Genomic DNA, 23,123 nt, shown 5'->3' on the forward strand with positions numbered 1-23,123 from the left:
TTGTTTCCAGCGCGGGCTCAGGAGGCTGCCTGGCCATCGCTGAACTGCAACGCCGCCAGACGTGCATACAGCGGATTGCTGGCGATCAACTCCTGGTGGGTACCCACCGCCACCAGCCGGCCCTGATCCATCACCGCGATGCGGTCGGCGTTTTTCACCGTGGCCAGGCGATGGGCGATCACCAGGGTGGTGCGATTCTTCATCAGGCTCGGCAAGGCCTGCTGGATCAAATGCTCGCTCTGGGCATCCAGGGCGCTGGTGGCTTCATCCAGCAACAGGATCGGCGCATCCACCAGCAGCGCCCGGGCAATCGCCAGGCGCTGGCGCTGGCCGCCGGAAAGTCCCAGCCCCGCATCGCCGAGATGGGTCTGGTAACCCTCGGGCATTTTCTCGATGAAGTCGTGGGCGTAGGCGATCCTTGCCGCCTCCCTGACCTGCTCCGGGGTGGCCGAGGGTTTGCCATAACGAATGTTCTCCTCGATGCTGCCGAAGAACAGCGCCGGGCTTTGCGACACCAGGGCAAAACAGCGTCGCACATCCTGCGGGTCGAGCCGGGTCAAGGGCACGCCATCGAGCAGGATGCGCCCCTGCTCCGGGTCATAGAAACGCAGCAGCAGATCATAGATGGTCGACTTGCCCGCCCCCGACGGCCCGACCAGCGCCAGGGTTTCCCCCTCGCGAACCGTCAGGCTCAGGCCATCGACGGCATAACTGTCCGGACGCGATGGATAAGAGAAGCGCAGGTTCTCCAGCACCAGCTCGCCCCGCACCCGCTCGGGCAAGCTGACCAGGCCTTCATTCGGCGGCTGGATCAGGTTTTCCGAACGCAGCAACTCGGCAATCCGCTCCGCCGCGCCCGCGGCCCGTTGCAACTCGCCGATCACTTCGCTCAGGGTGCCGAAGGCACTGCCGACGATCAGGCTGTAGAAGACAAAGGCCGCCAGCTCGCCACTGGAAATGCGCCCGGCGATCACATCCATGCCGCCGACCCAGAGCATCACCCCGACCGCGCCCAGCACCAGCACGATCACCAGGGTGATCAGCCAGGCACGCTGGACGATACGCCGGCGTGCGGTGTTGAACGCCTCCTCCACCGTCAGGGCGAAACGCCGCTCATCCTGGGGCTGGTGGTTATAGGCCTGGACGGTCTTGATCTGGCCCAGGGTTTCCGCCACGTAACTGCCGACATCGGCGATACGGTCCTGGCTCAAGCGTGACAAGCTACGCACCCGGCGGCCGAAAATCAGGATCGGCACCAATACCAGGGGCAAGGCGATCACCACGATGCTGGTGAGCTTGGGGTTGGTGACGAATAGCAGCACGATGCCGCCGATGACCATCAGCGCATTGCGCAAAAACAGCGAGAGCGACGAGCCGATCACCGATTGCAGCAAGGTGGTGTCGGCGGTCAGCCGCGACTGGATCTCCGAGCTGCGATTGTTCTCATAGAAGCCCGGGTGCAGGTAGATCAGATGGTTGAACACCTGCCGACGGATGTCCGCCACGCAGCGCTCGCCAATCCACGACACCAGGTAGAAACGCACGAACGTCCCCACCGCCAGCCCCAGCACCAGCAGCAGAAACAGGCCGATGGACTGGTTGAGCAGGTCCGGTGATCCGGTCATGAAGCCCTGGTCCACCAACAGGCGGATGCCCTGCCCCATGGACAGGGTGATGCCCGCGGTCACCACCAGCGCCAGCAACGCCCCCAGGGCCTGCCAGCGATAAGGCGCGATGAAACGACTGGCCAGGCGAATCGCCCGGCGTTGACGCGAAGAAAGCATGAAGTTCATCCGGAAGCACACCTGGGAACGGCCCCGCCCCATTCACCGCTGGGTGATCCAGCACAGTCATGAGGCGCAGCCCTGTTTGTCGGAACCGATTTCCTGGAACCTGTTTTCCTGGAACCTTCTTTTCCTGGAACTTCGGTAAATCACAATGAGTCAGGTTAATTATGTCCGCTGATACTGGAGCCTAGATGCTATTGGTCTAAGGTCCGAGTGGAAGTCCACAGGCATTTCTGTTGGACTGAGGACTCCCCGGATAGAAAACGCCGTAGTGGGACCTTGCAGGGAGTTGTCACAGCTTGGTCACCTGGCGGTTTTAAAGTAAGCGCACAACCTGATGAGGAGACAGGCCATGTCCTTGCAAAACAGCAGCAATGACAAGATTGAAGTGATTCGTACCCACCCCGACCAGTCTCTGGGATGCGCCATCATCGACGCTCAGGGTCGCGAAGTACCGATCACCGAAGACATGATCCAGAACGCCTGCCGCGAACTGGAAAAGCGACTGGTCAAGCCTGCGCAGCAAGATTGACACATAGCCTCACGTCCTCTTGACCCGGCCCTGAAGCCGGGTTTTTTATGCCTGCCGGAAACGACCCGGCTCAAGACCCGATCAGCGAACCGACACCGATCCCAGGGCCGATACGATCTGCTGCAAGCCTGGTGCTTCGCCCTGGATACGCACGGCCAGCCCATCGATTTCACGTCGTGGCGGATAACCCTTGCGCAACGCATCGAAGGCCGCGCGCTGCTCGGCCACGCTGCCCACCAGGCTGCGGCGGAAATCCGCATCGTCGCGCCGCGGGTCGTAGACCGCCCGACAGATCATCGCCAGGGACCAGGCCGGGTCGCTATTGGCATCGAGACTCACCTCCGACAGCCATGGCCGAGGCAGCAGGTCGCGTAAATGAATCGCTTGCGGCTGCCCAAGGTAATCGCACAGCGCCTGATAGATCTGCGCCGTCCCGCGCTGCCGGCCATCGAGGCTGTAACCGGCGATATGCGGCGTGGCCAGCACACAGAGGTCAGCCAGGGCCACGTCGACCTGGGGTTCGCCTTCCCAGACATCCAGCACCGCCTGCAAGTCTTCACGCTCGAGCAACACCTCGCGCAGGGCGCTGTTATCCACCACCGCGCCACGGCTGGCGTTGATCAGCCAGGCGCCGGGGCGCAGCTGGAGCAGGCGCTGCTTGTCCAGCAAGTGCCAGGTCGGCAGCTCGCCGGCCTTGGTCAAGGGAGTGTGCAGGCTGATGACATCGCACTGGGCGAGGATCTGTTCCAGGCTGACATAGTCGCCACCTTCCGCCACCTGCCGTGGCGGGTCGCAGACCAGGACTTTCCAGCCCAGGCCGCGCAACACCTCGATCAGCCGTCCACCGACCTCGCCCGCACCCACCACACCGTACGTGCGTTGCGTCAGGTCGGCGCCTTCGATTTCCGCCAGGGTCAGCAGGCTGCCCAGCACATAGTCGACCACCCCGCGCGCATTGCAGCCCGGCGCGCTGGACCAGCGAATGCCCGCCTCGTGGAAATACTCGAGGTCCAGGTGATCGGTACCAATGGTGCAGGTCCCGACAAACCGTACCTGGCTATCCTCGAGCAAGGCGCGACTGACCTGGGTCACCGAACGCACCAGCAGCACATCGGCGCCCTCGATGGCGGCGCGGTCGATGGCCCGCCCCGGGAAACGGCGGATCTCGCCGAAGCCGGCAAAAAAGGCATCGAGCAGGGGAATATTTTCGTCGGCAACAATCAGCATGGCAGGCTCCTTTCGCGGAGCCGCAGTTTAGGCGTAGAAGGCCATTTTCGGCCAGCGAGCAATCCATCCCGCCGGGCGCCGCCAGCACTTACAAATCGACAACAGAGGTTTTTTCCTGACTCATCCGTCAATGCGTAGAATACGCCGCCCTGCGCATCAACCCTGTGGACGCTTCGCCTGTGAATTCCGTGACCGATACCCCTGCCACCTCCCTCAACCGCCCGGCCCGGGTGCGCCTTGAACTGCGCAGCCTGCTGGCCCTGTCCTTGCCGATCATGATCGCGCAGCTGGCGACCACGGCCATGGGCTTCGTCGATGCGGTGATGGCCGGCCGGTACAGCCCACGGGACCTGGCGGCGGTGGCGCTGGGCAACTCGATCTGGATCCCGGTGTTCCTGTTGATGACCGGCACCCTGCTAGCCACCACGCCCAAGGTGGCCCAGCGGGTCGGCGCCGGCACCTATGGCGAGATCGGCCCGATCGTGCGCCAGGCGCTGTGGCTGGCCCTGGCGGTCGGCCTGGGCGCCAGCCTGATTCTGCTCAGTGCCGAGCCGGTGCTGCACCTGATGAAGGTCGACCCGACGCTGATCGGCCCCTGCATGGAATACCTGCACGGCATCGCCAGCGGCCTGCCGGCGGTGGCGCTGTATTACGTGCTGCGTTGCTGCAGCGATGCCCTGGGCCGCACCCGACCGAGCATGGTCATCGGCCTGTTCGGCCTGGCCCTGAACATCCCCATCAACTACGTGTTCATCTATGGCCACTTCGGCGTGCCGGCCATGGGCGGCGTCGGTTGCGGCTGGGCGACGGCCATCGTGATGTGGGCAATGATGCTGGCCATGGCCGGCTGGACCCGCTGGGCCCCGGCCTACCAGAGCAGCCAGCTGTTCCAGCGTTTCGACTGGCCGCAGTGGGCGGTGATCAAGCGCCTGCTGAGCGTCGGCCTGCCGATCGGCATCGCGGTGTTTGCCGAGTCGAGCATCTTCGCGGTGATCGCCCTGCTGATCGGCAGCCTCGGCGCCACGGTGGTGGCCGGGCACCAGATCGCCCTGAACATCAGCTCCCTGCTGTTCATGATTCCGTATTCCCTGGGCATGGCGGTCACCGTGCGGGTCGGCCAGGCCCTGGGCGCCGGCAATCCGCATCAGGCACGCTTCGCCGCCGGAGTCGGCCTGGGCGCGGCGCTGGCCTTCGCCCTGTTCTCCGCGAGCCTGATCCTGCTGCTGCGTGAATCCATCGCCTCGATCTACACCCCGGACACCGCGGTGATCCAGGTGGCGGCGATGCTGATCGTGTACGCCGCGCTCTACCAGTTCTCCGACGCGATCCAGGTAATTTGCGCAGGCGCCCTGCGTGGCTATCAGGACACTCGGGTGACCATGGTCCTGACGCTGCTCGCCTACTGGGGCATCGGTTTGCCGGTGGGTTATGTACTGGGGCTGACCGACTGGTTCGGCCCCGCCAGCGGCCCGAGCGGGCTGTGGGAAGGTTTGATTGCCGGCCTGAGCTGCGCGGCGCTGATGCTGTCGATCCGCCTGGCGCGCAGCGCGCGCAAGCGAATCCGCATCAGCCGGGCGGCGGGTTAACCGGACTTCTTGCGAATCCAATACAGATAGGTGCCGGCCTCTTCCTGCTGGGCGACCAGCTCATGGTCGAGGAACACGCAGAACTTGGGGATGTCGCGGCGGGTCGAGGGATCGGTGGCGATCACCTTGAGCAGGCCGCCGGGCTGCAGGTCACGAATATGCTGGTGCAGCATCATGACCGGCTCCGGGCAATTGAGCCCGGTGGCATCCAGCGTGCCGTCGACCGGCGTATCGATGATTTGACTCATAACTCACTCCTGGAACTGGCCGGCATTGTCGCGCAATGCCGGCATCGACGCTATCTGTGACATTGCGCCGCAACTGAGCTCAACGGGCCTTGGCCTTCTTTTCATCCAGCCGGCGCAGGTGGCAGGTCACTTCTTCACGGTCGTGGTACAGCTGCTTGCAGCCGATCGCCACGCGAATGCCACGGGCCTTGAAACCGTCTTCGATCCGTTCGAGCAAACGCTTCACTTCCGCGTAACGCTGCTTCATCGGCAGCTTCAGGTTGACCACCGCTTCGCGGCAATGCCCCTCGCCGATCCAGGTTTCCAGCAAGGCAGCGTTGCGCGCCGGCTTCTCGACGATGTCGCAGACCATCCAGTCCACCGGCTGCTTGGGCTTGAAGGTGAAACCGTCGGCCATCAGGTGCTGCACCAGGCCGGTGTCCATCAGGCTTTCGGCCATCGGCCCGTTGTCGACAGCAGTGACCAGCATGCCGCGGTTGACCAGTTGCCAGGTCCAGCCACCCGGGGCGGCACCGAGGTCGACGCCGGTCATGTCGCCGTGCAGGCGCTCGTCCCACTGATCGCGAGGAATGAAGTGGTGCCAGGCCTCCTCCAGCTTCAGGGTCGAGCGGCTGGGCGCTTCACGAGGGAACTTCAAGCGCGGAATGCCCATCGGCCACATGGCCGAATTGCCGGCATCGGCCAGGCCGACAAACACCTCGCGGCCGCTTTTGAAGGTCAGCAGCAAGCGTGGCTTGCCGGCATCGTCCACCAGCTTGCCAGCCGCCGTCAGCGCCTTGCGCAGTGGCGCTTCGAATTTCTTGCAGAAGTTCGACAGTTCTTTGCCGTCATTGGTATCCAGCACTTCCAGCCACAGGCTGCCGCAGGTCGGGAAACTCGCCAGATGGGCCAGGATCACGCTGATGCGGTCGGTTTCCGGCAGATCGACGAAGACGCCCCGCGCCCACTGTCGCGGAAAGATCAGCTCGGCAAAACGCAGCTCGCGCATCAGGCGCTCGGCGCCGTCTTCTTCGCTGCACACAAACTCGGCACAGGCGGTGCTCGGCTTGGCCTTGGCGTACCCGGCCACGTTCAGGCGCGCGGCATGGTCGGCGATCTCGGAGCAGACTTCGCCTTCGAAGCCCGGCCGGCAGTGCATAAAGAGGGTGTTCATCGAATCTCCTGGGCAATTGGCAATGAATCATGCGCAAACCCGCTGTAGCAAAGCCTGTCACGAAAACCGGCGCATGATAGCCGAGTTCGGAACCTTGGACTTATCCATAGAGTCCAGTTATTAGCCAGCTACTGAAAACAGGGCTAGCTTAAGAGCTCTGCCCTTCCCGTCAGGTCCGTAGCCGTGCGGACCAAAAGGAGTGATTCAATGCCGTCCCTCGATAGCCTGAAAACCCTTAAAACATTAAAAGTCGACGACAAGACCTACCACTACTTCAGCCTGCCAGAAGCCGCCAAGCGCCTTGGCGATCTCGACAAGTTGCCGATGTCGTTGAAAGTCCTGCTGGAAAACCTGCTGCGCTGGGAAGACGAAAAGACCGTCACCGGCGCCGACCTCAAGGCCCTCGCCGCCTGGCTCAAGGAGCGTCGCTCGGATCGCGAGATCCAGTACCGCCCGGCGCGGGTGCTGATGCAGGACTTCACCGGCGTGCCGGCGGTGGTCGACCTGGCGGCCATGCGCGCGGCCATGGCCAAGGCCGGCGGCGACCCGCAACGCATCAACCCGTTGTCGCCGGTGGACCTGGTGATCGACCACTCGGTGATGGTCGACAAGTTCGGCAGCAACACCGCCTTCGAACAGAACGTCGACATTGAAATGCAGCGCAACGGCGAGCGTTATGCCTTCCTGCGCTGGGGCCAGAGCGCCTTCGACAACTTCAGCGTGGTGCCACCGGGCACCGGCATCTGCCACCAGGTCAACCTGGAATACCTGGGCCGCACGGTCTGGACCAAGGACGAAGACGGCCGCACCTACGCCTTCCCCGACACCCTGGTCGGCACCGACTCCCACACCACCATGATCAACGGCCTCGGCGTGCTCGGCTGGGGCGTGGGCGGCATCGAGGCCGAGGCGGCGATGCTCGGCCAGCCGGTGTCGATGCTGATCCCGGAAGTCATAGGTTTCAAACTGACCGGCAAGCTCAAGGAAGGCATCACCGCCACCGACCTGGTGCTGACCGTCACCCAGATGCTGCGCAAGAAAGGCGTGGTCGGCAAATTCGTCGAGTTCTATGGCGACGGCCTGGCCGACCTGCCGCTGGCCGACCGCGCCACCATCGCCAACATGGCCCCGGAATACGGCGCCACCTGCGGCTTCTTCCCGGTGGATGACGTTACCTTGGAATACCTGCGCCTGTCCGGCCGCCCGGACGCCGTGGTGAAACTGGTGGAGGCCTACAGCAAGATCCAGGGCCTGTGGCGCCTGCCGGGCAAGGAGCCGGTGTTCACCGACAGCCTGGCGCTGGACATGGGTACGGTGGAAGCCAGCCTCGCCGGGCCGAAGCGGCCGCAGGACCGGGTCTCGCTGCCGAACGTCGGCCAGGCCTTCACTGACTTTCTCGATCTGCAGTTCAAGCCCACCAGCAAGGAAGAAGGCCGCCTGGAAAGCGAAGGCGGTGGTGGCGTGGCCGTGGGCAGCGCCGACCTGATAGGCGAAGTCGATTACGCCCACAATGGCCAGACCTATCGCCTGAAAAACGGCGCGGTGGTGATCGCCGCTATTACCTCCTGCACCAACACCTCCAACCCCAGCGTGATGATGGCCGCCGGCCTGGTGGCGAAAAAGGCCGTGGAAAAAGGCTTGAAGCGCAAGCCCTGGGTGAAGAGTTCGCTGGCCCCGGGCTCGAAAGTGGTCACCGACTACTACAAGGCCGCCGGGTTGACCCAATACCTCGACGCCCTGGGTTTCGACCTGGTGGGTTACGGCTGCACCACCTGCATCGGCAACTCCGGCCCCTTGCCGGAGCCGATCGAGAAAGCCATCCAGAAAGCCGACCTGACCGTCGCCTCGGTGCTGTCCGGCAACCGCAACTTCGAAGGCCGCGTGCACCCGCTGGTGAAAACCAACTGGCTGGCCTCGCCGCCGCTGGTGGTGGCCTATGCCCTGGCCGGCAGCGTGCGCATCGATATCAGCCGCGAGCCGCTGGGCGAAGACAAGGACGGCAAGCCAGTCTACCTGCGCGACATCTGGCCGAGCACCCAGGAAATCGCCGAGGCGGTCACCCAGGTCAACACCCGGATGTTCCACAAGGAATACGCCGAGGTCTTCGCCGGCGACGCCCAGTGGCAAGCCATCGAAGTGCCGCAGGCCGCGACCTATGTGTGGCAGGCGGATTCCACCTATATCCAGCACCCACCTTTCTTCGACGACATCGCCGGCCCCCTGCCGGTGATCGAGGATATCAAGGGCGCGCGGGTCCTCGCGCTGCTGGGCGACTCGGTGACCACCGACCACATCTCCCCGGCCGGCAACATCAAGGCCGACAGCCCGGCCGGCCGCTACCTGCGCGAGCAAGGCGTGGAACCGCGGGACTTCAACTCCTACGGCTCGCGTCGCGGCAACCACCAGGTGATGATGCGCGGCACCTTCGCCAACATCCGCATCCGCAACGAAATGCTCGGCGGCGAGGAAGGCGGCAACACTCTGTACATCCCCACCGGCGAGAAACTGGCGATCTATGACGCGGCCATGCGTTACCAGCAAGCGGGCACGCCATTGGTGGTGATCGCCGGCCAGGAATACGGCACCGGCTCCAGCCGCGACTGGGCCGCCAAGGGCACCAACCTGCTGGGGGTCAAGGCGGTGATCGCCGAGAGCTTCGAGCGCATCCACCGCTCCAACCTGGTGGGCATGGGCGTGCTGCCGCTGCAGTTCAAGCTCGACCAGAACCGCAAGAGCCTGAACCTCACTGGCAAGGAAACCCTGGATATCCAGGGACTGACCGGCGTCGAACTGACGCCGCGGATGAACCTGACCCTGGTGATCACTCGCGAGGATGGCAGCCAGGAAAAGGTCGAGGTGCTGTGCCGCATCGACACCCTGAACGAAGTGGAATACTTCAAGTCCGGCGGGATCCTGCACTACGTCCTGAGACAGCTGATCGCCGCGTAACGCCATGCCGCAAAACCAACACCGCCTCCGGGCGGTGTTTTTGTTTCACTTATTCATCGCCCACGCCTCGTTATACTGACCCCCCGTTCGTTCTATCCAGTAACCGCTGACGCAGGTGGCGCGAGCGGCTGATTCCATTCTTTTCGCAACAAGGATTTCACATGACTGTTCTGCCATGGATGTACCTGGCACTTCTCTCCATTGGTTACGCCCTGGCCCTGAGCTACGGCCAACTGGGCCTGCTGGCGGCGGTTTCCGTCGCCTTGCTGCTGTGCGCGGGCTTTGCCGTGCGCCAGCAGAAAAGCCCTTACGCGCGCTACCTGGGGCACGGCCTGTTCGTGGTACTGGCCCTGGCGCTGGCCATGCACTGGCTGCCCGGTTTCTACAATGGTCGGGCGATCGGCCCGGAACGCTTCACCGCCGATGCCGTGCCGTTTTCCATGTACCTGAACCAGGACAAGCCGCTGATCGGCTTCTGGCTGTTGCTGGTCTGCCCCTGGATCATCGACCGGCGTTCGCTGCGCCTGTCCCTCTACACCACCGCCCTGGCCTTGACCCTGACCGCACTGGCGGCCCTGGGCGGCGCGGTGTTGCTGGGCATCATCAACTGGGCGCCGAAATGGCCGGATCAGGCCTGGCTGTGGGTGCTGAACAACCTGCTGCTGGTCACCCTGGTGGAAGAAGCGCTGTTTCGTGGCTACATTCAGGGCGGCCTGAGTCGTCGCTTCAAGCACCTGCCCTATGGTGAAAACCTGGCGCTGATGTGCGCGGCCCTGCTGTTCGGCCTGATGCATGTGGGCGCCGGCTGGCAATGGTGGCTGCTGGCGAGCATTGCTGGGGTCGGTTATGGCCTGGCCTACCGCTTTGGCGGCCTGGGCGCCGCGGTGGCCACCCATTTCGGTCTGAACCTGCTGCACTTCGGGCTGTTCACCTACCCGATGCTGGCGGGTTGACCCTTGCCAAGCCGGGGTTCCCTGAACGGGCCTCGGCTTCGCCGCTTCCCCTCGCCCCTCCTTGCAGAATCAGGCCTCTGTCAATGAAGCACTTCTCAAATTGCAGAAAAAAACTTCAATAATTGGCGAAGACCGCCGACAACCTATCAAAGCCTTGCGGATAGAAAAACCATGCGTAACAACCAGCCCGTCACTCAGCGCGAACGTACCTTTCCGACTCAGCAACGGTTGATCTCCACTACCGATGCCAAAGGCGTGATCACCTACTGCAACGATGCCTTCGTTGAAATCAGCGGGTTTTCTCGTGAGGAACTGGTCCGCGCACCGCACAACCTGGTCCGTCACCCCGACGTTCCGGCCGCGGTGTTCGCGCATATGTGGGCCACCCTGAAACAAGGCTTGCCATGGATGGGCATTGTCAAGAATCGCTGCAAGACCGGTGACCACTACTGGGTCAACGCCTACGTGACACCGGTCTTCGAAGGTCAGCAAGTGGTCGGCTACGAGTCGGTGCGGGTCAAGCCCACCGCCGAGCAGATCCGCCGGGCCGAAGCGCTTTACCAACGCATCAACCAGGGCAAGTCGGCGATTCCGAAACGCGATAAATGGCTGCCGATACTCCAGGACTGGCTGCCATTCATCCTGGTCAGCCAACTGAGCTTCCTGATCGGTGCCTGGCTCAACTCCTCCTGGGGCTTCGCCCTCGCCGCCGGCCTTTCCGTGCCGCTCGGCCTGCTCGGGCTGAGCTGGCAACAGCGCGGCCTCAAGCGCTTGCTGCGCCTGGCCGAGCAGACCACCTCCGACCCGCTGATCGCCCAGATGTACACCGACAGCCGTGGCGCCCAGGCGCGCCTGGAGATGTCGATCCTCAGCCAGGAAGCCCGCCTGAAAACCTGCCTGACCCGCCTGCAGGACACCGCCGAGCACCTCAACGAACAGGCACGGCAGTCCGACACCCTGGCGCACAACAGCTCCAGTGGCCTGGAACGCCAGCGCGTGGAGACCGAACAGGTGGCCACCGCGGTCAACCAGATGGCCGCCACCACCCAGGAAGTGGCCAGCCACGTGCAGCGCACCGCCGACGCCACCCAGGAAGCCAACCGCCTCACCGGGCGCGGGCGCGACATCGCCGGGGAGACCCGCGAAGCGATCCAGCGCCTGTCGGTGGTGGTGGGCGAAACCGGCCTGACCGTGACCCAGCTGGCCAAGGACAGCGACGAAATCGGCGGCGTGGTCGACGTGATCAAGGGCATCGCCGACCAGACCAACCTGCTGGCGTTGAACGCGGCCATCGAAGCGGCTCGCGCCGGGGAAATGGGTCGCGGCTTCGCGGTGGTGGCCGACGAGGTTCGCCAACTGGCGCAACGCACCAGCGAGTCCACCGGCCAGATCCACACCCTGATCGCCAAGCTCCAGCAAACCGCCAGCACGGCGGTGCAGACCATGGACGCCGGGCACCGTCAGGCCGAGGAAGGCGTGGCCCGGGTACTGGAAGCCGACCAGGCGCTGGTGGGGATCAGCGAAGCGGTGGCCAACATCACCGACATGACCACCCAGATCGCTGCCGCCACCGAAGAACAAAGCGCCGTGGCCGAAGAGATCAGCCGCAACATCAGCACCATCGCCCAACTGGCCGACCAGACCTCTGAGCAGGCCCTGAACTCGGCACAGCTCAGCGAAGAACTGACCCGCACCGCCAACACGCAGTACTCGTTGGTCGAACGCTTCAACCGCTAAGCCGCAAAACAAAAAACCCGGAAGGTTTGCCTTCCGGGTTTTTTATTGCCTTTTTCCAGCCCCGCGCACCCTGTAGGAGCGAAGCTTGCTCGCGATGCGGCCTGGCAGTCGCCACCGTTGTCGCCTTGAAAAACAATCGCGAGCAATCGAACATCGACCGGCTGCTCCTACAGAAGAGTCGTTCAGCCAGTCAGACCGCGCAAAACCTCAGCAACCTTCCGCGCGGCCGCCTCCAGATGCTGCTCATGGCTGAAGCCGGAGGCCTTGAGCGGTTTCAAGTCATGGTCGGCGGCCGCCAGCCAGAACAGCTCGATAGCCGGTGCCAGCGCATAGGCTTCGACCGCCTCGCGGTTACCCAGGGCATCGCGCTCGCCCTGGACGATCAGGGTCGTGGTGTGCAATTCGGCCAGGTGGGCGACCCGCGGTTTCTCCGGTTTGCCGGCGGCATAAAACGGATACCCCAGGCACACCAGCGCATCGGCGCCCAGCTCGTCGGCCAGCAAACTGGCCATGCGCCCGCCCATGGACTTGCCGCCGATGGCCAGCCGCCCAGCGACATGAGGTCGCACCTGGGCATATACCTCGCGCCAGCACTCCAGCAGCTTCGGCGCCGGGTTAGGCGGCCGTTTGCCACCATCGAGGCGACGCTGGGCCATGTAGGGAAACTCGAAGCGCAGGACGTTGACCCCATGCGCCGCAAGGCGTGCGGCCATGTCGTTCATGAAAGCGCTGTCCATCGGCGCGCCGGCGCCATGGGCCAGGATCAGGGTCAGGGGTTCGCCGGCCAGCGGTTCCTGCGCGACATCCCAGAGCCAGCCACGTTCCCGCACGCACTGCGCCCATTGATCCCCGTCAATAACAGCCCCTTGCCGTTTGCCCATGCTTACCTCGCTTTTAGTCTGCCTATAACTCCAGAAGAAGTGAGCGCGCCTTGCCGTGCGCAGTCGCTTTCACTTCAGCTGAACCGTGGATGGGGAACCATGAACACTTCTATCAGTACCGCCTACAACTACAAGGTGGTCCGCCAATTCGCCATTATGACGGTGGTGTGGGGCATCGTCGGCATGGGGCTCGGGGTTTTTCTCGCTGCCCAGTTGGTCTGGCCCGAACTCAACTTCAACCTGCCCTGGACCAGTTTCGGTCGCCTGCGCCCGTTGCACACCAACGCGGTGATCTTCGCCTTCGGTGGCTGCGCACTGTTCGCCAGCTCCTTCTACTCGGTGCAACGCACCTGCCAGACCCAGCTGTTCGCGCCGAAAATCGCCGCGTTCTGCTTCTGGGGCTGGCAGCTTGTCATCCTCCTGGCGGCCATCAGCCTGCCGCTGGGCTACACCAGTTCCAAGGAATACGCCGAGCTGGAATGGCCGATCGACATCCTCATCACCATCGTCTGGGTGGCCTACGCCATCGTGTTCTTCGGCACGGTGATGAAGCGCAACACCAAGCACATCTACGTCGGCAACTGGTTCTTCGGCGGTTTCATCATCACCGTGGCCATCCTGCACATCGTCAACAACCTGGAGCTGCCAGTCAGCCTGACCAAGTCCTACTCGCTGTATGCCGGTGCGACCGACGCCATGGTCCAGTGGTGGTACGGCCACAACGCGGTGGGTTTCTTCCTGACCGCGGGCTTCCTGGGGATGATGTACTACTTCGTGCCCAAGCAGGCCGAACGTCCGGTGTATTCCTATCGTCTGTCCATCGTGCACTTCTGGGCACTGATCACCCTGTACATCTGGGCCGGCCCGCACCACCTGCACTACACCGCGCTGCCGGACTGGGCACAGTCGCTGGGCATGGTGATGTCGCTGATCCTGCTGGCGCCCAGCTGGGGCGGCATGATCAACGGCATGATGACCCTCTCGGGGGCCTGGCATAAGTTGCGCACCGATCCGATCCTGCGCTTTTTGGTGGTGTCCCTGGCGTTCTACGGCATGTCGACCTTCGAAGGTCCGATGATGGCGATCAAGACCGTCAACGCCCTCTCCCACTACACCGACTGGACCATCGGCCACGTCCACGCCGGCGCCCTGGGCTGGGTAGCGATGATCTCCATCGGCGCGCTGTACCACATGATCCCGAAAGTCTTCGGTCGTGAGCAGATGCACAGCATCGGCCTGATCAACGCGCACTTCTGGCTGGCCACTATCGGCACCGTGCTCTACATCGCTTCGATGTGGGTCAACGGCATCGCCCAGGGCCTGATGTGGCGCGCGGTCAACGAAGACGGGACGCTGACCTACTCCTTCGTCGAAACCCTGGTGGCCAGCCATCCGGGCTTTATCGTGCGCTTCGCCGGTGGCGCGATCTTCCTCTTCGGCATGTTGCTGATGGCCTACAACACCTGGCGCACCGTACGCGCAGCCCAGCCTGCCGAAATCACCGCCGCTGCGCAGATGGCCTGAGGAGTCCGCCATGAAACACGAAGTCATCGAGAAAAACGTCGGCCTGCTGATGCTGCTGATGGTGTTTGCCGTGAGCATCGGCGGTCTGACCCAGATCGTCCCGCTGTTCTTCCAGGACGTCACCAACAAGCCGGTGGAAGGCATGAAGCCCTACACCGCCCTGCAGCTGGAAGGCCGCGATATCTACATCCGCGAAGGCTGCGTCGGCTGCCACTCGCAGATGATCCGTCCGTTCCGTGCCGAAACCGAACGCTACGGCCACTACTCGGTCGCCGGTGAAAGCGTCTGGGACCACCCGTTCCTGTGGGGCTCCAAGCGTACCGGTCCGGACCTGGCCCGGGTCGGCGCCCGCTACTCCGACGACTGGCACCGCGCGCACCTGTACAACCCGCGCAACGTGGTGCCCGAGTCGAAGATGCCGGCCTACCCATGGCTGGTCACCCAGCAGGTCGACAGCAGCCACACCGAAACCAAGCTGCGTGCCATGCGCACCCTCGGCGTGCCGTACAACGACGATGATATCGCCGGCGCCGTCGCTTCCCTCAAGGGCAAGACCGAGATGGATGCCCTGGTCGCCTACCTGCAAGTGCTTGGCACTGCGATCAAGAGCAAGAGGTGAGCCATGGGTCTTGAACTCGATACCGGCATGATCCGCGGGCTCGGCACGCTGGTGGTGATGATTGCCTTCATCGGCCTGTCGATCTGGGTTTTCAACGCCAAGCGCAACCCGGAGTTCGCCCAGGCGCGCCTGCTGCCCTTCGCCGACGAACCTTCGCCGGAAGTGCCCGGCAATCCATCTGATGACGCTCAATCCGAAGAGCATGCGACAAGGAGCATTCGGCCATGACCACCTTCTGGAGTACGTACATCTGCGTACTGACCATAGGCAGCCTGATCGGCCTGACCTGGCTGTTGATCGGCACGCGCAAGGGCGAAACCAAGGGCAGCGTCGACCAGACCATGGGGCACGCGTTCGATGGCATCGAGGAGTACGACAACCCCCTGCCGCAATGGTGGTTCCTGCTGTTCGCCGGCACCCTGGTGTTTTCCGTCGGCTACCTGATCCTCTACCCGGGCCTGGGCAACTGGAAAGGTATCCTGCCGGGCTATGAGGACGGCTGGACCCAGACCAAGGAATGGGAAAAGGAAATGGACAAGGCAGACGCCAAGTTCGGCCCGATCTTCGCCAAGTTCGCCGCCATGCCCGTGGAAGAAGTGGCCAAGGACCCGCAGGCGCTGAAAATGGGCGGACGCCTGTTCGCCTCCAACTGCTCGGTGTGCCACGGCTCGGATGCCAAGGGCGCGTTCGGCTTCCCTAACCTCGCCGACAACAACTGGCGCTGGGGCGGTAACGCCGACACCATCAAGGCCACCATCATGGGTGGCCGCATGGCGGCCATGCCAGCCTGGGGTGAAGTGCTGGGCGAGGACGGGGTGAAGAACGTCGCGGCCTATGTGCGTCACGAGCTCGCCGGCCTGCCGTTGCCCGCCGACAGCAGCGCCGACCTCGTCGCCGGCAAGCAAGCCTTCAGCACCACCTGCGTCGCCTGTCATGGCGCCAACGGCCAGGGCACTGAAATCATGGGGGCGCCGAACCTGACGCAACCGGCAGGCTTCATCTACGGCACCAGCCTGACCCAGCTGCAACAGACCATTCGCCACGGTCGCCAGGGCCACATGCCGGCGCAGAACGAACTGCTCGGCAACGACAAGGTCCAGTTGCTCGCGGCCTATGTCTACAGCCTCTCCCACAGCAGCAAGCCAGAAGCTGCAAGCGATAAGTAAAAGATCAACGGCAAGCTGTGAGTTTTTGACTTGCAGCTTGCCGCTTGAAGCTTAGCCCTCCTCCTTTGCGACCAAGTGTCGCACCCTCTCTACTCCCTGCCTTTCCACTCTCCGGATTCGGGTCTAAGCTGCTTCGCAGTGGACTGGCACTGGCCGGTCACAGACCAGAAGTAGCCGCTCCATTCGAAGCCGTTGTTCGAGGACAGGCCGCAAAGGCTGGTTTATACCGGCTGTCGCGCCACTTACCGTCTGTCGCTCGTTCAAGGGCTTTCCACACACCCGGTTACAACTGACCTGTACCCCTCGCCTTTTTCATCCGCTGCGACATTTTGTCCGGGGCCGATTTTGTCCTTACTCCGCGCATGGAAAGGCCGCAGAATCAGCTTTTGAAAGCATTGACCCAGGTCATGGCGCGTTGCAATGACCCCCCGCTTTCTCCATACTTGCGGCCGATTTTTACTCCTAATAAAACACCCAAACCGTGGAACCTTAGAATGAGCACAGCAATCAGTCCGACTGCTTATAACTATAAGGTAGTCCGCCAGTTCGCCATCATGACGGTGGTCTGGGGGATCCTTGGCATGGGGCTCGGTGTCTTCATCGCCTCGCAACTGGTCTGGCCGGAGTTGAACTTCGGTCTGCCATGGACGACCTTTGGACGCCTGCGCCCGCTGCACACCAACCTGGTGATTTTCGCCTTCGGTGGATGTGCGTTGTTTGCCACTTCTTACTACGTCGTGCAGCGAACCTGCCAAACGCGACTGATTTCCGACAGCCTGGCGGCCTTCACCTTCTGGGGTTGGCAAGCCGTGATCGTCGGCGCGATCGTTACCTTGCCGCTGGGTTACACCACCACCAAGGAATACGCGGAACTGGAATGGCCCCTGGCTATCCTGCTGGCCATCGTCTGGGTCACCTACGGTCTGGTGTTCTTCGGCACCATCGTCAAGCGCAAGACCAAGCACATCTATGTGGGTAACTGGTTCTACGGTGCCTTCATCGTGGTCACCGCGATGCTGCACATCGTCAACCACGCTTCCCTGCCGGTCAGCTTCTTCAAGTCCTACTCGGCCTACTCGGGCGCGACCGACGCCATGATCCAGTGGTGGTACGGCCACAACGCCGTGGGCTTCTTCCTGACCACCGGCTTCCTGGGGATGATGTACTACTTCGTGCCGAAACAGGCCGAGCGTCCGATCTACTCCTATCGCCTGTCCATCGTGCACTTCTGGGCGCTGATCACCCTGTACATCTGGGCCGGTCCGCACCACCTGCACTACACCGCGCTGCCGGACTGGGCGCAGTCCCTGGGCATGGCCATGTCGATCATCCTGCTGGCACCAAGCTGGGGCGGCATGATCAACGGCATGATGACCCTCTCGGGCGCCTGGCATAAGCTGCGCACCGACCCGATCCTGCGCTTCCTCGTGGTGTCCCTGGCGTTCTACGGCATGTCGACCTTCGAAGGTCCGATGATGGCGATCAAGACCGTCAACTCGCTGTCGCACTACACCGACTGGACCATCGGCCACGTACACGCCGGTGCCTTGGGCTGGGTAGCGATGATCTCGATCGGCGCCCTGTACCACATGATCCCGAAAGTCTTCGGTCGCCAGCAGATGCACAGCATCGGCCTGATCAACACCCACTTCTGGCTGGCTACCATCGGTACCGTGCTGTACATCGCCTCGATGTGGGTCAACGGCATCACCCAGGGCCTGATGTGGCGTGCAATCAACGACGACGGCACCCTCACCTACTCCTTCGTCGAAGCCCTGCAGGCCAGCCACCCTGGTTTCATCGTGCGCGCCCTGGGCGGTGCGTTCTTTGCCGCCGGCATGCTGTTCATGGCGTACAACGTGTTCCGTACCGTTCGCGCCTCGAACCCGGCTGAAGCTGAAGCCGCCGCTCAGATCGCTGTAGTTGGAGCTCACTGATGAAGCATGAAGCAGTAGAGAAGAATATCGGCCTGCTGGCCTTCTTCATGGTCATCGCCGTCAGCATCGGCGGCCTGACCCAGATCGTTCCGCTGTTCTTCCAGGACGTCACCAACAAGCCGGTCGAAGGCATGAAGCCGCGCACCGCCCTGGAACTGGAAGGCCGCGACGTCTATATCGCCAACGGTTGTGTCGGCTGCCACTCGCAGATGATCCGTCCGTTCCGTGCCGAAACCGAACGCTACGGCCACTACTCGGTCGCCGGTGAAAGCGTCTGGGACCACCCGTTCCTGTGGGGTTCCAAGCGTACCGGTCCGGACCTGGCCCGCGTTGGCGGTCGTTACTCCGATGACTGGCAGCGTGCGCACCTGTACAACCCGCGCAACGTTGTACCTGAGTCGAAAATGCCGGCTTACCCGTTCCTCGTAGAAAACAAGCTCGACGGCAAAGACACCGCGAAAAAAATGGAAGTCTTGCGCACGCTCGGCGTCCCTTACACCGACGAAGACATCGCCGGTGCCAAGGATGCCGTGAAGGGCAAAACCGAAATGGACGCGCTGGTGGCCTATCTGCAAGGCCTGGGCACCATCATCAAAAGCAAACGGTGATCTGGATGGATATCGGGATGATTCGTGGCCTGGGCACCGTAGTGGTGATGGTGGCCTTCATCGGCCTGGCGCTGTGGGTGTTCAGCCCCAAGCGCAAGTCCGAGTTCGAAGACGCCACCTTGCTGCCGTTCGCGGATGATCCCGAAGCCATCAAGCACGTCGAGCAAGCTTCTAGGAGTAACAAAGAATGACTACGTTCTGGAGTCTGTACGTCACAGTCCTCAGTCTGGGTACCATTTTCGCCCTGACCTGGCTGCTGCTATCGACCCGCAAGGGCCAGCGCGCCGAGCAGACCGACGAGACGGTCGGCCACTCCTTCGACGGGATCGAGGAGTACGACAACCCACTGCCGAAATGGTGGTTCATGTTGTTCGTCGGCACCATCGTCTTCGCCCTGGGTTACCTGGTGCTGTACCCGGGCCTGGGTAACTGGAAAGGCATCCTGCCAGGCTACAACTACCTGGATACCGAAAAGCAAACCCCCTTCGCCAACGGCCAGACCGGCTGGACCGGCGTGCACGAGTGGGAAAAGGAAATGGCCAAGTCGGACGCCAAGTTCGGTCCGATCTTCGCCAAGTTCGCCTCCATGCCGATCGAGGAAGTCGCCAAGGACCCGCAAGCCCTGAAGATGGGTGGCCGCCTGTTCGCCTCCAACTGCTCGGTCTGCCACGGTTCCGACGCCAAGGGTGCCTATGGCTTCCCGAACCTGACCGACGCCGACTGGCGCTGGGGCGGCGAGCCGGAAACCATCAAGACCACCATCATGGGCGGTCGTCACGCGGTGATGCCGGCCTGGGCGGAAGTCATCGGCGAGCAAGGCGTCAGCGATGTGGCTGCCTATGTGCTGACCAACCTCGATGGCCGCAAGCTGCCGGAAAGCGCCAAGGCCGATCCGGCCAACGGCCAGAAGATCTTCGCCGCCAACTGCGTGGCGTGCCACGGTCCGGCCGGTAAAGGTACCCCAGCCATGGGCGCACCTGACCTGACCCATCCGGGCGCGTTCATCTACGGCTCGAGCTTCGCCCAACTGCAGCAGACCATCCGTTACGGCCGTCAGGGTCAGATGCCTGCCCAGGAACAGCTGCAAGGCAACGACAAGGTTCACCTGCTGGCCGCTTACGTCTACAGCCTGTCCCACAGTGACAAGCCGGCGGACGCCGAGTAAGGCAGACACCTTCGGGTAACAGAAAAAGGCCCCGCCAATGTCCATTGGCGGGGCCTTTTTATTTCCCTCTCCCTCACGTCCGTCGCTCCACCCCCGGTTGAGATTGCCCCCTTCACGCCAAGAGTAGTAACGTTGCTACATGAAATTTTTGTCGAGAGTATGACGATGCCTATCACCACCATCTCCAGCCGCGAATTCAATCAGGACACAAGTGGTGCCAAAAAAGCCTCCAGAAACGGCCCGGTCATCATCACCGACCGTGGCAGGCCCGCCCATGTGCTGCTAAGCATTGAGGACTACGAAAAACTGAGCGGCCTGAACACCAGCATCGTCGACATGCTGGCCATGCCTGAAGCGCCTGAAATCGATTTCGAAACAGAGCGCGCCACCATCATTCCTCGCGAGATCGATCTGTCCTGATGTTTTTGCTCGATACCAACGTTGTGTCCGAATTACGCAAGCCCAACGCTGATCGCCAGGTAGTGGCCTGGGCTCAGGCCGTGGCGCCCACCAGCCTGTTTTTATCAGTCATTACGTTATTGGAACTGGAAACCGGCATCCTGCGGTTGGAACGCCGCGATCGCACCCAAGGGGCCCTGCTGCGTGCCTGGCTGGAACTGCGCGTGATGCCCGCTTTCGACGGACGAATCCTGGCCATTGATCCTGCTGTCGCTATGCGCTGCGCCCGATTGCATGTTCCGGATCGCAGCAATGAATGCGATACCCTGATTGCGGCGACCGCCCTGGAACATGGGCTGACAGTCGTTACCCGCAACATCGCCGACTTCCAGTCCAGCGGTGTGCAACTGCTCAACCCGTGGAGCGATTGAACGCGGTCGCGACGAAAAGCGTCCATAATTCACAAGTCAATTGATTCAAGTCATTACACCATCAATTGATTTCCCCCAACGCGACCAAAGGTCGCACCCTTGAGCTAGAGCGACAGGCGTATCATTGCGCCACTGCAACACCCCTATTTGATCGCGGTCGGCACGTACTGACCGGGGCATTTCTCCACTGCCGTGGGATGCAATGATGAGCAACCAGATTCCGGTACATGACGTTACCCCTCCTGCCAAGAATTCGAACAACAGCGTAGATCTCTACGCCTCTCGGGAAAAAATCTACACACGCGCTTTCACCGGCCTCTTCCGCAACCTGCGGATGGTGGGCGGCGCGGCCCTGTTCCTGCTGTATTTCGGTACGGTGTGGCTCAACTGGGGCGGCCACCAGGCTGTCTGGTGGAACCTGCCGGAGCGCAAGTTCTTCATTTTCGGCGCCACCTTCTGGCCCCAGGATTTCATCCTGCTGTCGGGGCTTTTGATCATCGCCGCCTTCGGCCTGTTCTTCATCACCGTGTACGCCGGGCGCGTCTGGTGCGGCTATACATGCCCGCAAAGCGTCTGGACCTGGATCTTCATGTGGTGCGAGAAGGTCACCGAAGGCGACCGCAACCAGCGCATCAAGCTCGACAAGGCGCCGATGAGCGCCAACAAGTTCCTGCGCAAGTTCAGCAAGCACAGCCTCTGGCTGCTGATCGGCTTCCTCACCGGCATGACCTTCGTCGGCTACTTCTCGCCGATCCGCGAGCTGGTCATCGACTTCTTCACCGGCCAGGCCGATGGCTGGTCGTACTTCTGGGTCGGCTTCTTCACCCTCGCCACCTATGGCAACGCCGGCTGGCTGCGCGAACAGGTGTGCATCTACATGTGCCCCTACGCCCGCTTCCAGAGCGTGATGTTCGACAAGGACACCCTGATCGTCTCCTACGACCCGCGTCGCGGCGAAGGTCGCGGCCCGCGCAAGAAAGGTGTCGACTACAAGGCCATGGGCCTGGGCGACTGCATCGACTGCACCATGTGCGTCCAGGTCTGCCCGACCGGCATCGACATCCGCGACGGCCTGCAGATCGAATGCATCGGCTGCGCCGCCTGCATCGACGCCTGCGACAACATCATGGACAAGATGGACTACCCGCGCGGTCTGATCAGCTACACCACCGAGCACAACCTGTCCGGGCAGAAAACCCATAAACTGCGTCCACGCCTGATCGGTTATGCGCTGGTGCTGCTGGCGATGATCAGCCTGCTGGTCACCGCGTTCTTCATGCGCTCGCTGGTGGGCTTCGATGTCAGCAAGGACCGCGTGCTCTATCGCGAGAACGCCGAAGGCCGGATCGAAAACGTCTACAGCCTGAAGATCATGAACAAGGATCAGCGCGACCATACCTACGTACTGGACGCCGCCGGCCTGCCGGACCTCAAGCTGCAAGGCCGACGCGAGATCAAGGTGGCGGCCGGCGATATCGTCAGCATGCCGGTCGAGCTGTCGAGCTCGCCGGAGCAACTGCCGTCGAGCACCAACGAGGTGAAATTCATCCTCAAGGACGCCGACGACGAAAGCGTCCACGTTGAAGCCAAGAGCCGGTTCATCGGCCCACAAATTCGTTAAGAGAAGTCATCATGCCCGCAGCGACCGCCACAAGCCCCTGGTACAAGCACCTCTGGCCCTGGATCATCATCGGCATCCTGGCCTGCTCGGTGGCCCTGACCCTGTCCATGGTGACCATTGCGGTGAACAACCCGGACAACCTGGTCAACGACAACTACTACGAGGCCGGCAAAGGCATCAACCGCTCCCTGGACCGCGAACTGCTGGCTCAGACCCTGCAACTGCGCGCCAGCGTGCACCTGGATGACCTCACCGGCGAAGTCGACCTGCGCCTGAGCGGCAACAGCGCGCCCGCCACCCTGGAGCTGAACCTGATCTCGCCGACCCAGCCGGAAAAAGACCGAAAGATCACCCTCGCCCGCAGCGAAACCGAACAGGGCCGCTACATTGGCCAGTTGAGCGACAAGGTCGATGGCCGCCGTTTTGTCGAACTGCTGGGCGTCGAAGGCGACAAGACCTGGCGCATGTTCGAAGAGGAACAGGTCAGCCACGACAAGGACCTGCTGCTGGGTGACGAACCGCTGCAGGGGGCTGAAGACCTGAAAAAATAAACACGCGCTTCGTGCATCGCCGGCAAGCCGGCTCCTACGGATCCACGTA

At 62.6% G+C, this 23,123-nt stretch carries 22 protein-coding genes; 17 read left to right on the forward strand and 5 right to left on the reverse strand.

The window, feature by feature from the left end; genetic code table 11:
• Positions 1 to 17: 17 nt before the first annotated feature.
• A complete protein-coding gene (locus tag PVZ78_RS16210; protein WP_162184995.1) occupies positions 18 to 1,793 on the reverse strand; it encodes an ABC transporter transmembrane domain-containing protein in 1,776 nt (591 codons plus the stop codon).
• A 346-nt stretch (positions 1,794 to 2,139) separates the two neighbouring features.
• On the opposite strand from PVZ78_RS16210, the gene PVZ78_RS16215 reads away from it, so the two are divergent.
• Positions 2,140 to 2,319: a PA1571 family protein gene (locus tag PVZ78_RS16215; protein ID WP_007921326.1), complete on the forward strand. Its 180-nt coding sequence runs from the start codon at positions 2,140 to 2,142 to the stop codon at positions 2,317 to 2,319.
• 81 nt (positions 2,320 to 2,400) lie between these two features.
• On the opposite strand, the gene pdxB is transcribed toward PVZ78_RS16215, so the two are convergent.
• Positions 2,401 to 3,546 (reverse strand): 4-phosphoerythronate dehydrogenase PdxB, encoded by a 1,146-nt coding sequence (gene pdxB, locus PVZ78_RS16220; RefSeq protein WP_028682994.1) that lies wholly within the window; start codon positions 3,544 to 3,546, stop codon positions 2,401 to 2,403.
• A gap of 179 nt (positions 3,547 to 3,725) precedes the next feature.
• Here pdxB and PVZ78_RS16225 point away from each other — a divergent pair, with 179 nt between their 5' ends.
• A complete protein-coding gene (locus PVZ78_RS16225) occupies positions 3,726 to 5,132 on the forward strand; it encodes an MATE family efflux transporter (RefSeq protein ID WP_273828947.1) in 1,407 nt (468 codons plus the stop codon).
• Here PVZ78_RS16225 and tusA read toward each other — a convergent pair.
• On the reverse strand, positions 5,129 to 5,380 hold the full coding sequence (tusA, locus tag PVZ78_RS16230) for a sulfurtransferase TusA (protein ID WP_007921329.1): 252 nt from the start codon (positions 5,378 to 5,380) through the stop codon (positions 5,129 to 5,131). The genes PVZ78_RS16225 and tusA overlap by 4 nt on opposite strands.
• Positions 5,381 to 5,459: 79 nt before the next feature.
• Positions 5,460 to 6,533 carry a 23S rRNA (cytidine(2498)-2'-O)-methyltransferase RlmM gene (rlmM, locus tag PVZ78_RS16235; RefSeq protein ID WP_009047953.1) on the reverse strand — a complete coding sequence of 358 codons (1,074 nt, stop codon included), beginning with the start codon at positions 6,531 to 6,533 and terminating at the stop codon, positions 5,460 to 5,462.
• Between the two features lie 207 nt (positions 6,534 to 6,740).
• Here rlmM and acnA point away from each other — a divergent pair, with 207 nt between their 5' ends.
• The 3 genes from acnA (at position 6,741) to PVZ78_RS16250 (ending at position 12,172) form a co-directional block, all read left to right on the forward strand.
• On the forward strand, positions 6,741 to 9,482 hold the full coding sequence (acnA, locus tag PVZ78_RS16240; RefSeq protein WP_273828948.1) for an aconitate hydratase AcnA: 2,742 nt from the start codon (positions 6,741 to 6,743) through the stop codon (positions 9,480 to 9,482).
• A 161-nt stretch (positions 9,483 to 9,643) separates the two neighbouring features.
• Positions 9,644 to 10,435 (forward strand): CPBP family intramembrane glutamic endopeptidase, encoded by a 792-nt coding sequence (locus PVZ78_RS16245; RefSeq protein ID WP_273828949.1) that lies wholly within the window; start codon positions 9,644 to 9,646, stop codon positions 10,433 to 10,435.
• A gap of 171 nt (positions 10,436 to 10,606) precedes the next feature.
• A complete protein-coding gene (locus tag PVZ78_RS16250; protein ID WP_053278147.1) occupies positions 10,607 to 12,172 on the forward strand; it encodes a methyl-accepting chemotaxis protein in 1,566 nt (521 codons plus the stop codon).
• 182 nt (positions 12,173 to 12,354) lie between these two features.
• Here the strand turns inward: PVZ78_RS16250 and PVZ78_RS16255 are convergent, their stop codons facing one another.
• The gene (locus PVZ78_RS16255) at positions 12,355 to 13,053 is read right to left on the reverse strand and encodes an alpha/beta family hydrolase (RefSeq protein WP_273828950.1); all 699 of its coding nucleotides are present in this window, start codon (positions 13,051 to 13,053) and stop codon (positions 12,355 to 12,357) included.
• 99 nt (positions 13,054 to 13,152) lie between these two features.
• Here PVZ78_RS16255 and ccoN (PVZ78_RS16260) point away from each other — a divergent pair, with 99 nt between their 5' ends.
• The 12 genes from ccoN (PVZ78_RS16260) to PVZ78_RS16315 all read left to right on the forward strand — a co-directional run bounded on the left by ccoN (PVZ78_RS16260) (position 13,153) and on the right by PVZ78_RS16315 (position 23,074).
• Positions 13,153 to 14,577 (forward strand): cytochrome-c oxidase, cbb3-type subunit I, encoded by a 1,425-nt coding sequence (gene ccoN, locus PVZ78_RS16260; protein ID WP_009047948.1) that lies wholly within the window; start codon positions 13,153 to 13,155, stop codon positions 14,575 to 14,577.
• 10 nt (positions 14,578 to 14,587) lie between these two features.
• Positions 14,588 to 15,196, forward strand: a complete 609-nt coding sequence (ccoO, locus tag PVZ78_RS16265) for a cytochrome-c oxidase, cbb3-type subunit II (RefSeq protein ID WP_007921349.1) — start codon at positions 14,588 to 14,590, stop codon at positions 15,194 to 15,196.
• A 3-nt stretch (positions 15,197 to 15,199) separates the two neighbouring features.
• Entirely contained in the window at positions 15,200 to 15,424 is a 225-nt protein-coding gene (locus tag PVZ78_RS16270; RefSeq protein WP_009047946.1) for a cbb3-type cytochrome oxidase subunit 3, read from the forward strand.
• On the forward strand, positions 15,421 to 16,362 hold the full coding sequence (ccoP, locus tag PVZ78_RS16275) for a cytochrome-c oxidase, cbb3-type subunit III (RefSeq protein ID WP_009047945.1): 942 nt from the start codon (positions 15,421 to 15,423) through the stop codon (positions 16,360 to 16,362). Before PVZ78_RS16270 ends, ccoP (PVZ78_RS16275) begins: the two co-directional genes overlap by 4 nt.
• Positions 16,363 to 16,856: 494 nt before the next feature.
• Positions 16,857 to 18,299 carry a cytochrome-c oxidase, cbb3-type subunit I gene (gene ccoN, locus PVZ78_RS16280; RefSeq protein WP_009042962.1) on the forward strand — a complete coding sequence of 481 codons (1,443 nt, stop codon included), beginning with the start codon at positions 16,857 to 16,859 and terminating at the stop codon, positions 18,297 to 18,299.
• Positions 18,299 to 18,907 (forward strand): cytochrome-c oxidase, cbb3-type subunit II, encoded by a 609-nt coding sequence (gene ccoO, locus PVZ78_RS16285; protein WP_009042961.1) that lies wholly within the window; start codon positions 18,299 to 18,301, stop codon positions 18,905 to 18,907. The genes ccoN (PVZ78_RS16280) and ccoO (PVZ78_RS16285) overlap by 1 nt, the downstream gene beginning before the upstream one ends.
• Before the next feature lie 5 nt (positions 18,908 to 18,912).
• Complete coding sequence (locus PVZ78_RS16290; RefSeq protein ID WP_003175465.1) at positions 18,913 to 19,098, forward strand: CcoQ/FixQ family Cbb3-type cytochrome c oxidase assembly chaperone; 186 nt, start codon at positions 18,913 to 18,915, stop codon at positions 19,096 to 19,098.
• The gene (gene ccoP, locus PVZ78_RS16295) at positions 19,095 to 20,072 is read left to right on the forward strand and encodes a cytochrome-c oxidase, cbb3-type subunit III (protein WP_009047944.1); all 978 of its coding nucleotides are present in this window, start codon (positions 19,095 to 19,097) and stop codon (positions 20,070 to 20,072) included. Before PVZ78_RS16290 ends, ccoP (PVZ78_RS16295) begins: the two co-directional genes overlap by 4 nt.
• A gap of 165 nt (positions 20,073 to 20,237) precedes the next feature.
• Positions 20,238 to 20,492, forward strand: coding sequence for a type II toxin-antitoxin system Phd/YefM family antitoxin (locus tag PVZ78_RS16300; RefSeq protein WP_016704960.1), 255 nt, complete (start codon positions 20,238 to 20,240; stop codon positions 20,490 to 20,492).
• Positions 20,492 to 20,902, forward strand: a complete 411-nt coding sequence (locus PVZ78_RS16305) for a type II toxin-antitoxin system VapC family toxin (RefSeq protein WP_273828951.1) — start codon at positions 20,492 to 20,494, stop codon at positions 20,900 to 20,902. The genes PVZ78_RS16300 and PVZ78_RS16305 overlap by 1 nt, the downstream gene beginning before the upstream one ends.
• A gap of 205 nt (positions 20,903 to 21,107) precedes the next feature.
• On the forward strand, positions 21,108 to 22,523 hold the full coding sequence (gene ccoG / locus PVZ78_RS16310) for a cytochrome c oxidase accessory protein CcoG (RefSeq protein ID WP_273828952.1): 1,416 nt from the start codon (positions 21,108 to 21,110) through the stop codon (positions 22,521 to 22,523).
• A gap of 11 nt (positions 22,524 to 22,534) precedes the next feature.
• Positions 22,535 to 23,074: a FixH family protein gene (locus PVZ78_RS16315; RefSeq protein ID WP_038580661.1), complete on the forward strand. Its 540-nt coding sequence runs from the start codon at positions 22,535 to 22,537 to the stop codon at positions 23,072 to 23,074.
• The last annotated feature ends 49 nt before the right edge of the window (positions 23,075 to 23,123 follow it).

This window comes from Pseudomonas sp. SBT1-2, from assembly GCF_028640875.1.
Taxonomy (GTDB): domain Bacteria; phylum Pseudomonadota; class Gammaproteobacteria; order Pseudomonadales; family Pseudomonadaceae; genus Aquipseudomonas; species Aquipseudomonas chlororaphis_I.

Bases quoted from the DNA above. Each gene is read 5' to 3' on its own strand.
- ccoP (WP_009047945.1), top strand. From the start codon at position 15,421: ATGACCACCTTCTGGAGTACGTACATCTGCGTACTGACCATAGGCAGC.
- ccoO (WP_007921349.1), top strand. From the start codon at position 14,588: ATGAAACACGAAGTCATCGAGAAAAACGTCGGCCTGCTGATGCTGCTG.
- PVZ78_RS16245 (WP_273828949.1), top strand. From the start codon at position 9,644: ATGACTGTTCTGCCATGGATGTACCTGGCACTTCTCTCCATTGGTTAC.
- PVZ78_RS16315 (WP_038580661.1), top strand. From the start codon at position 22,535: ATGCCCGCAGCGACCGCCACAAGCCCCTGGTACAAGCACCTCTGGCCC.
- PVZ78_RS16270 (WP_009047946.1), top strand. From the start codon at position 15,200: ATGGGTCTTGAACTCGATACCGGCATGATCCGCGGGCTCGGCACGCTG.
- ccoN (WP_009042962.1), top strand. From the start codon at position 16,857: ATGAGCACAGCAATCAGTCCGACTGCTTATAACTATAAGGTAGTCCGC.
- PVZ78_RS16290 (WP_003175465.1), top strand. From the start codon at position 18,913: ATGGATATCGGGATGATTCGTGGCCTGGGCACCGTAGTGGTGATGGTG.
- rlmM (WP_009047953.1), bottom strand. From the start codon at position 6,533: ATGAACACCCTCTTTATGCACTGCCGGCCGGGCTTCGAAGGCGAAGTC.
- PVZ78_RS16215 (WP_007921326.1), top strand. From the start codon at position 2,140: ATGTCCTTGCAAAACAGCAGCAATGACAAGATTGAAGTGATTCGTACC.
- PVZ78_RS16255 (WP_273828950.1), bottom strand. From the start codon at position 13,053: ATGGGCAAACGGCAAGGGGCTGTTATTGACGGGGATCAATGGGCGCAG.
- PVZ78_RS16210 (WP_162184995.1), bottom strand. From the start codon at position 1,793: ATGAACTTCATGCTTTCTTCGCGTCAACGCCGGGCGATTCGCCTGGCC.
- ccoP (WP_009047944.1), top strand. From the start codon at position 19,095: ATGACTACGTTCTGGAGTCTGTACGTCACAGTCCTCAGTCTGGGTACC.
- pdxB (WP_028682994.1), bottom strand. From the start codon at position 3,546: ATGCTGATTGTTGCCGACGAAAATATTCCCCTGCTCGATGCCTTTTTT.
- PVZ78_RS16250 (WP_053278147.1), top strand. From the start codon at position 10,607: ATGCGTAACAACCAGCCCGTCACTCAGCGCGAACGTACCTTTCCGACT.
- PVZ78_RS16300 (WP_016704960.1), top strand. From the start codon at position 20,238: ATGCCTATCACCACCATCTCCAGCCGCGAATTCAATCAGGACACAAGT.
- ccoG (WP_273828952.1), top strand. From the start codon at position 21,108: ATGAGCAACCAGATTCCGGTACATGACGTTACCCCTCCTGCCAAGAAT.
- PVZ78_RS16305 (WP_273828951.1), top strand. From the start codon at position 20,492: ATGTTTTTGCTCGATACCAACGTTGTGTCCGAATTACGCAAGCCCAAC.
- acnA (WP_273828948.1), top strand. From the start codon at position 6,741: ATGCCGTCCCTCGATAGCCTGAAAACCCTTAAAACATTAAAAGTCGAC.
- ccoN (WP_009047948.1), top strand. From the start codon at position 13,153: ATGAACACTTCTATCAGTACCGCCTACAACTACAAGGTGGTCCGCCAA.
- ccoO (WP_009042961.1), top strand. From the start codon at position 18,299: ATGAAGCATGAAGCAGTAGAGAAGAATATCGGCCTGCTGGCCTTCTTC.
- tusA (WP_007921329.1), bottom strand. From the start codon at position 5,380: ATGAGTCAAATCATCGATACGCCGGTCGACGGCACGCTGGATGCCACC.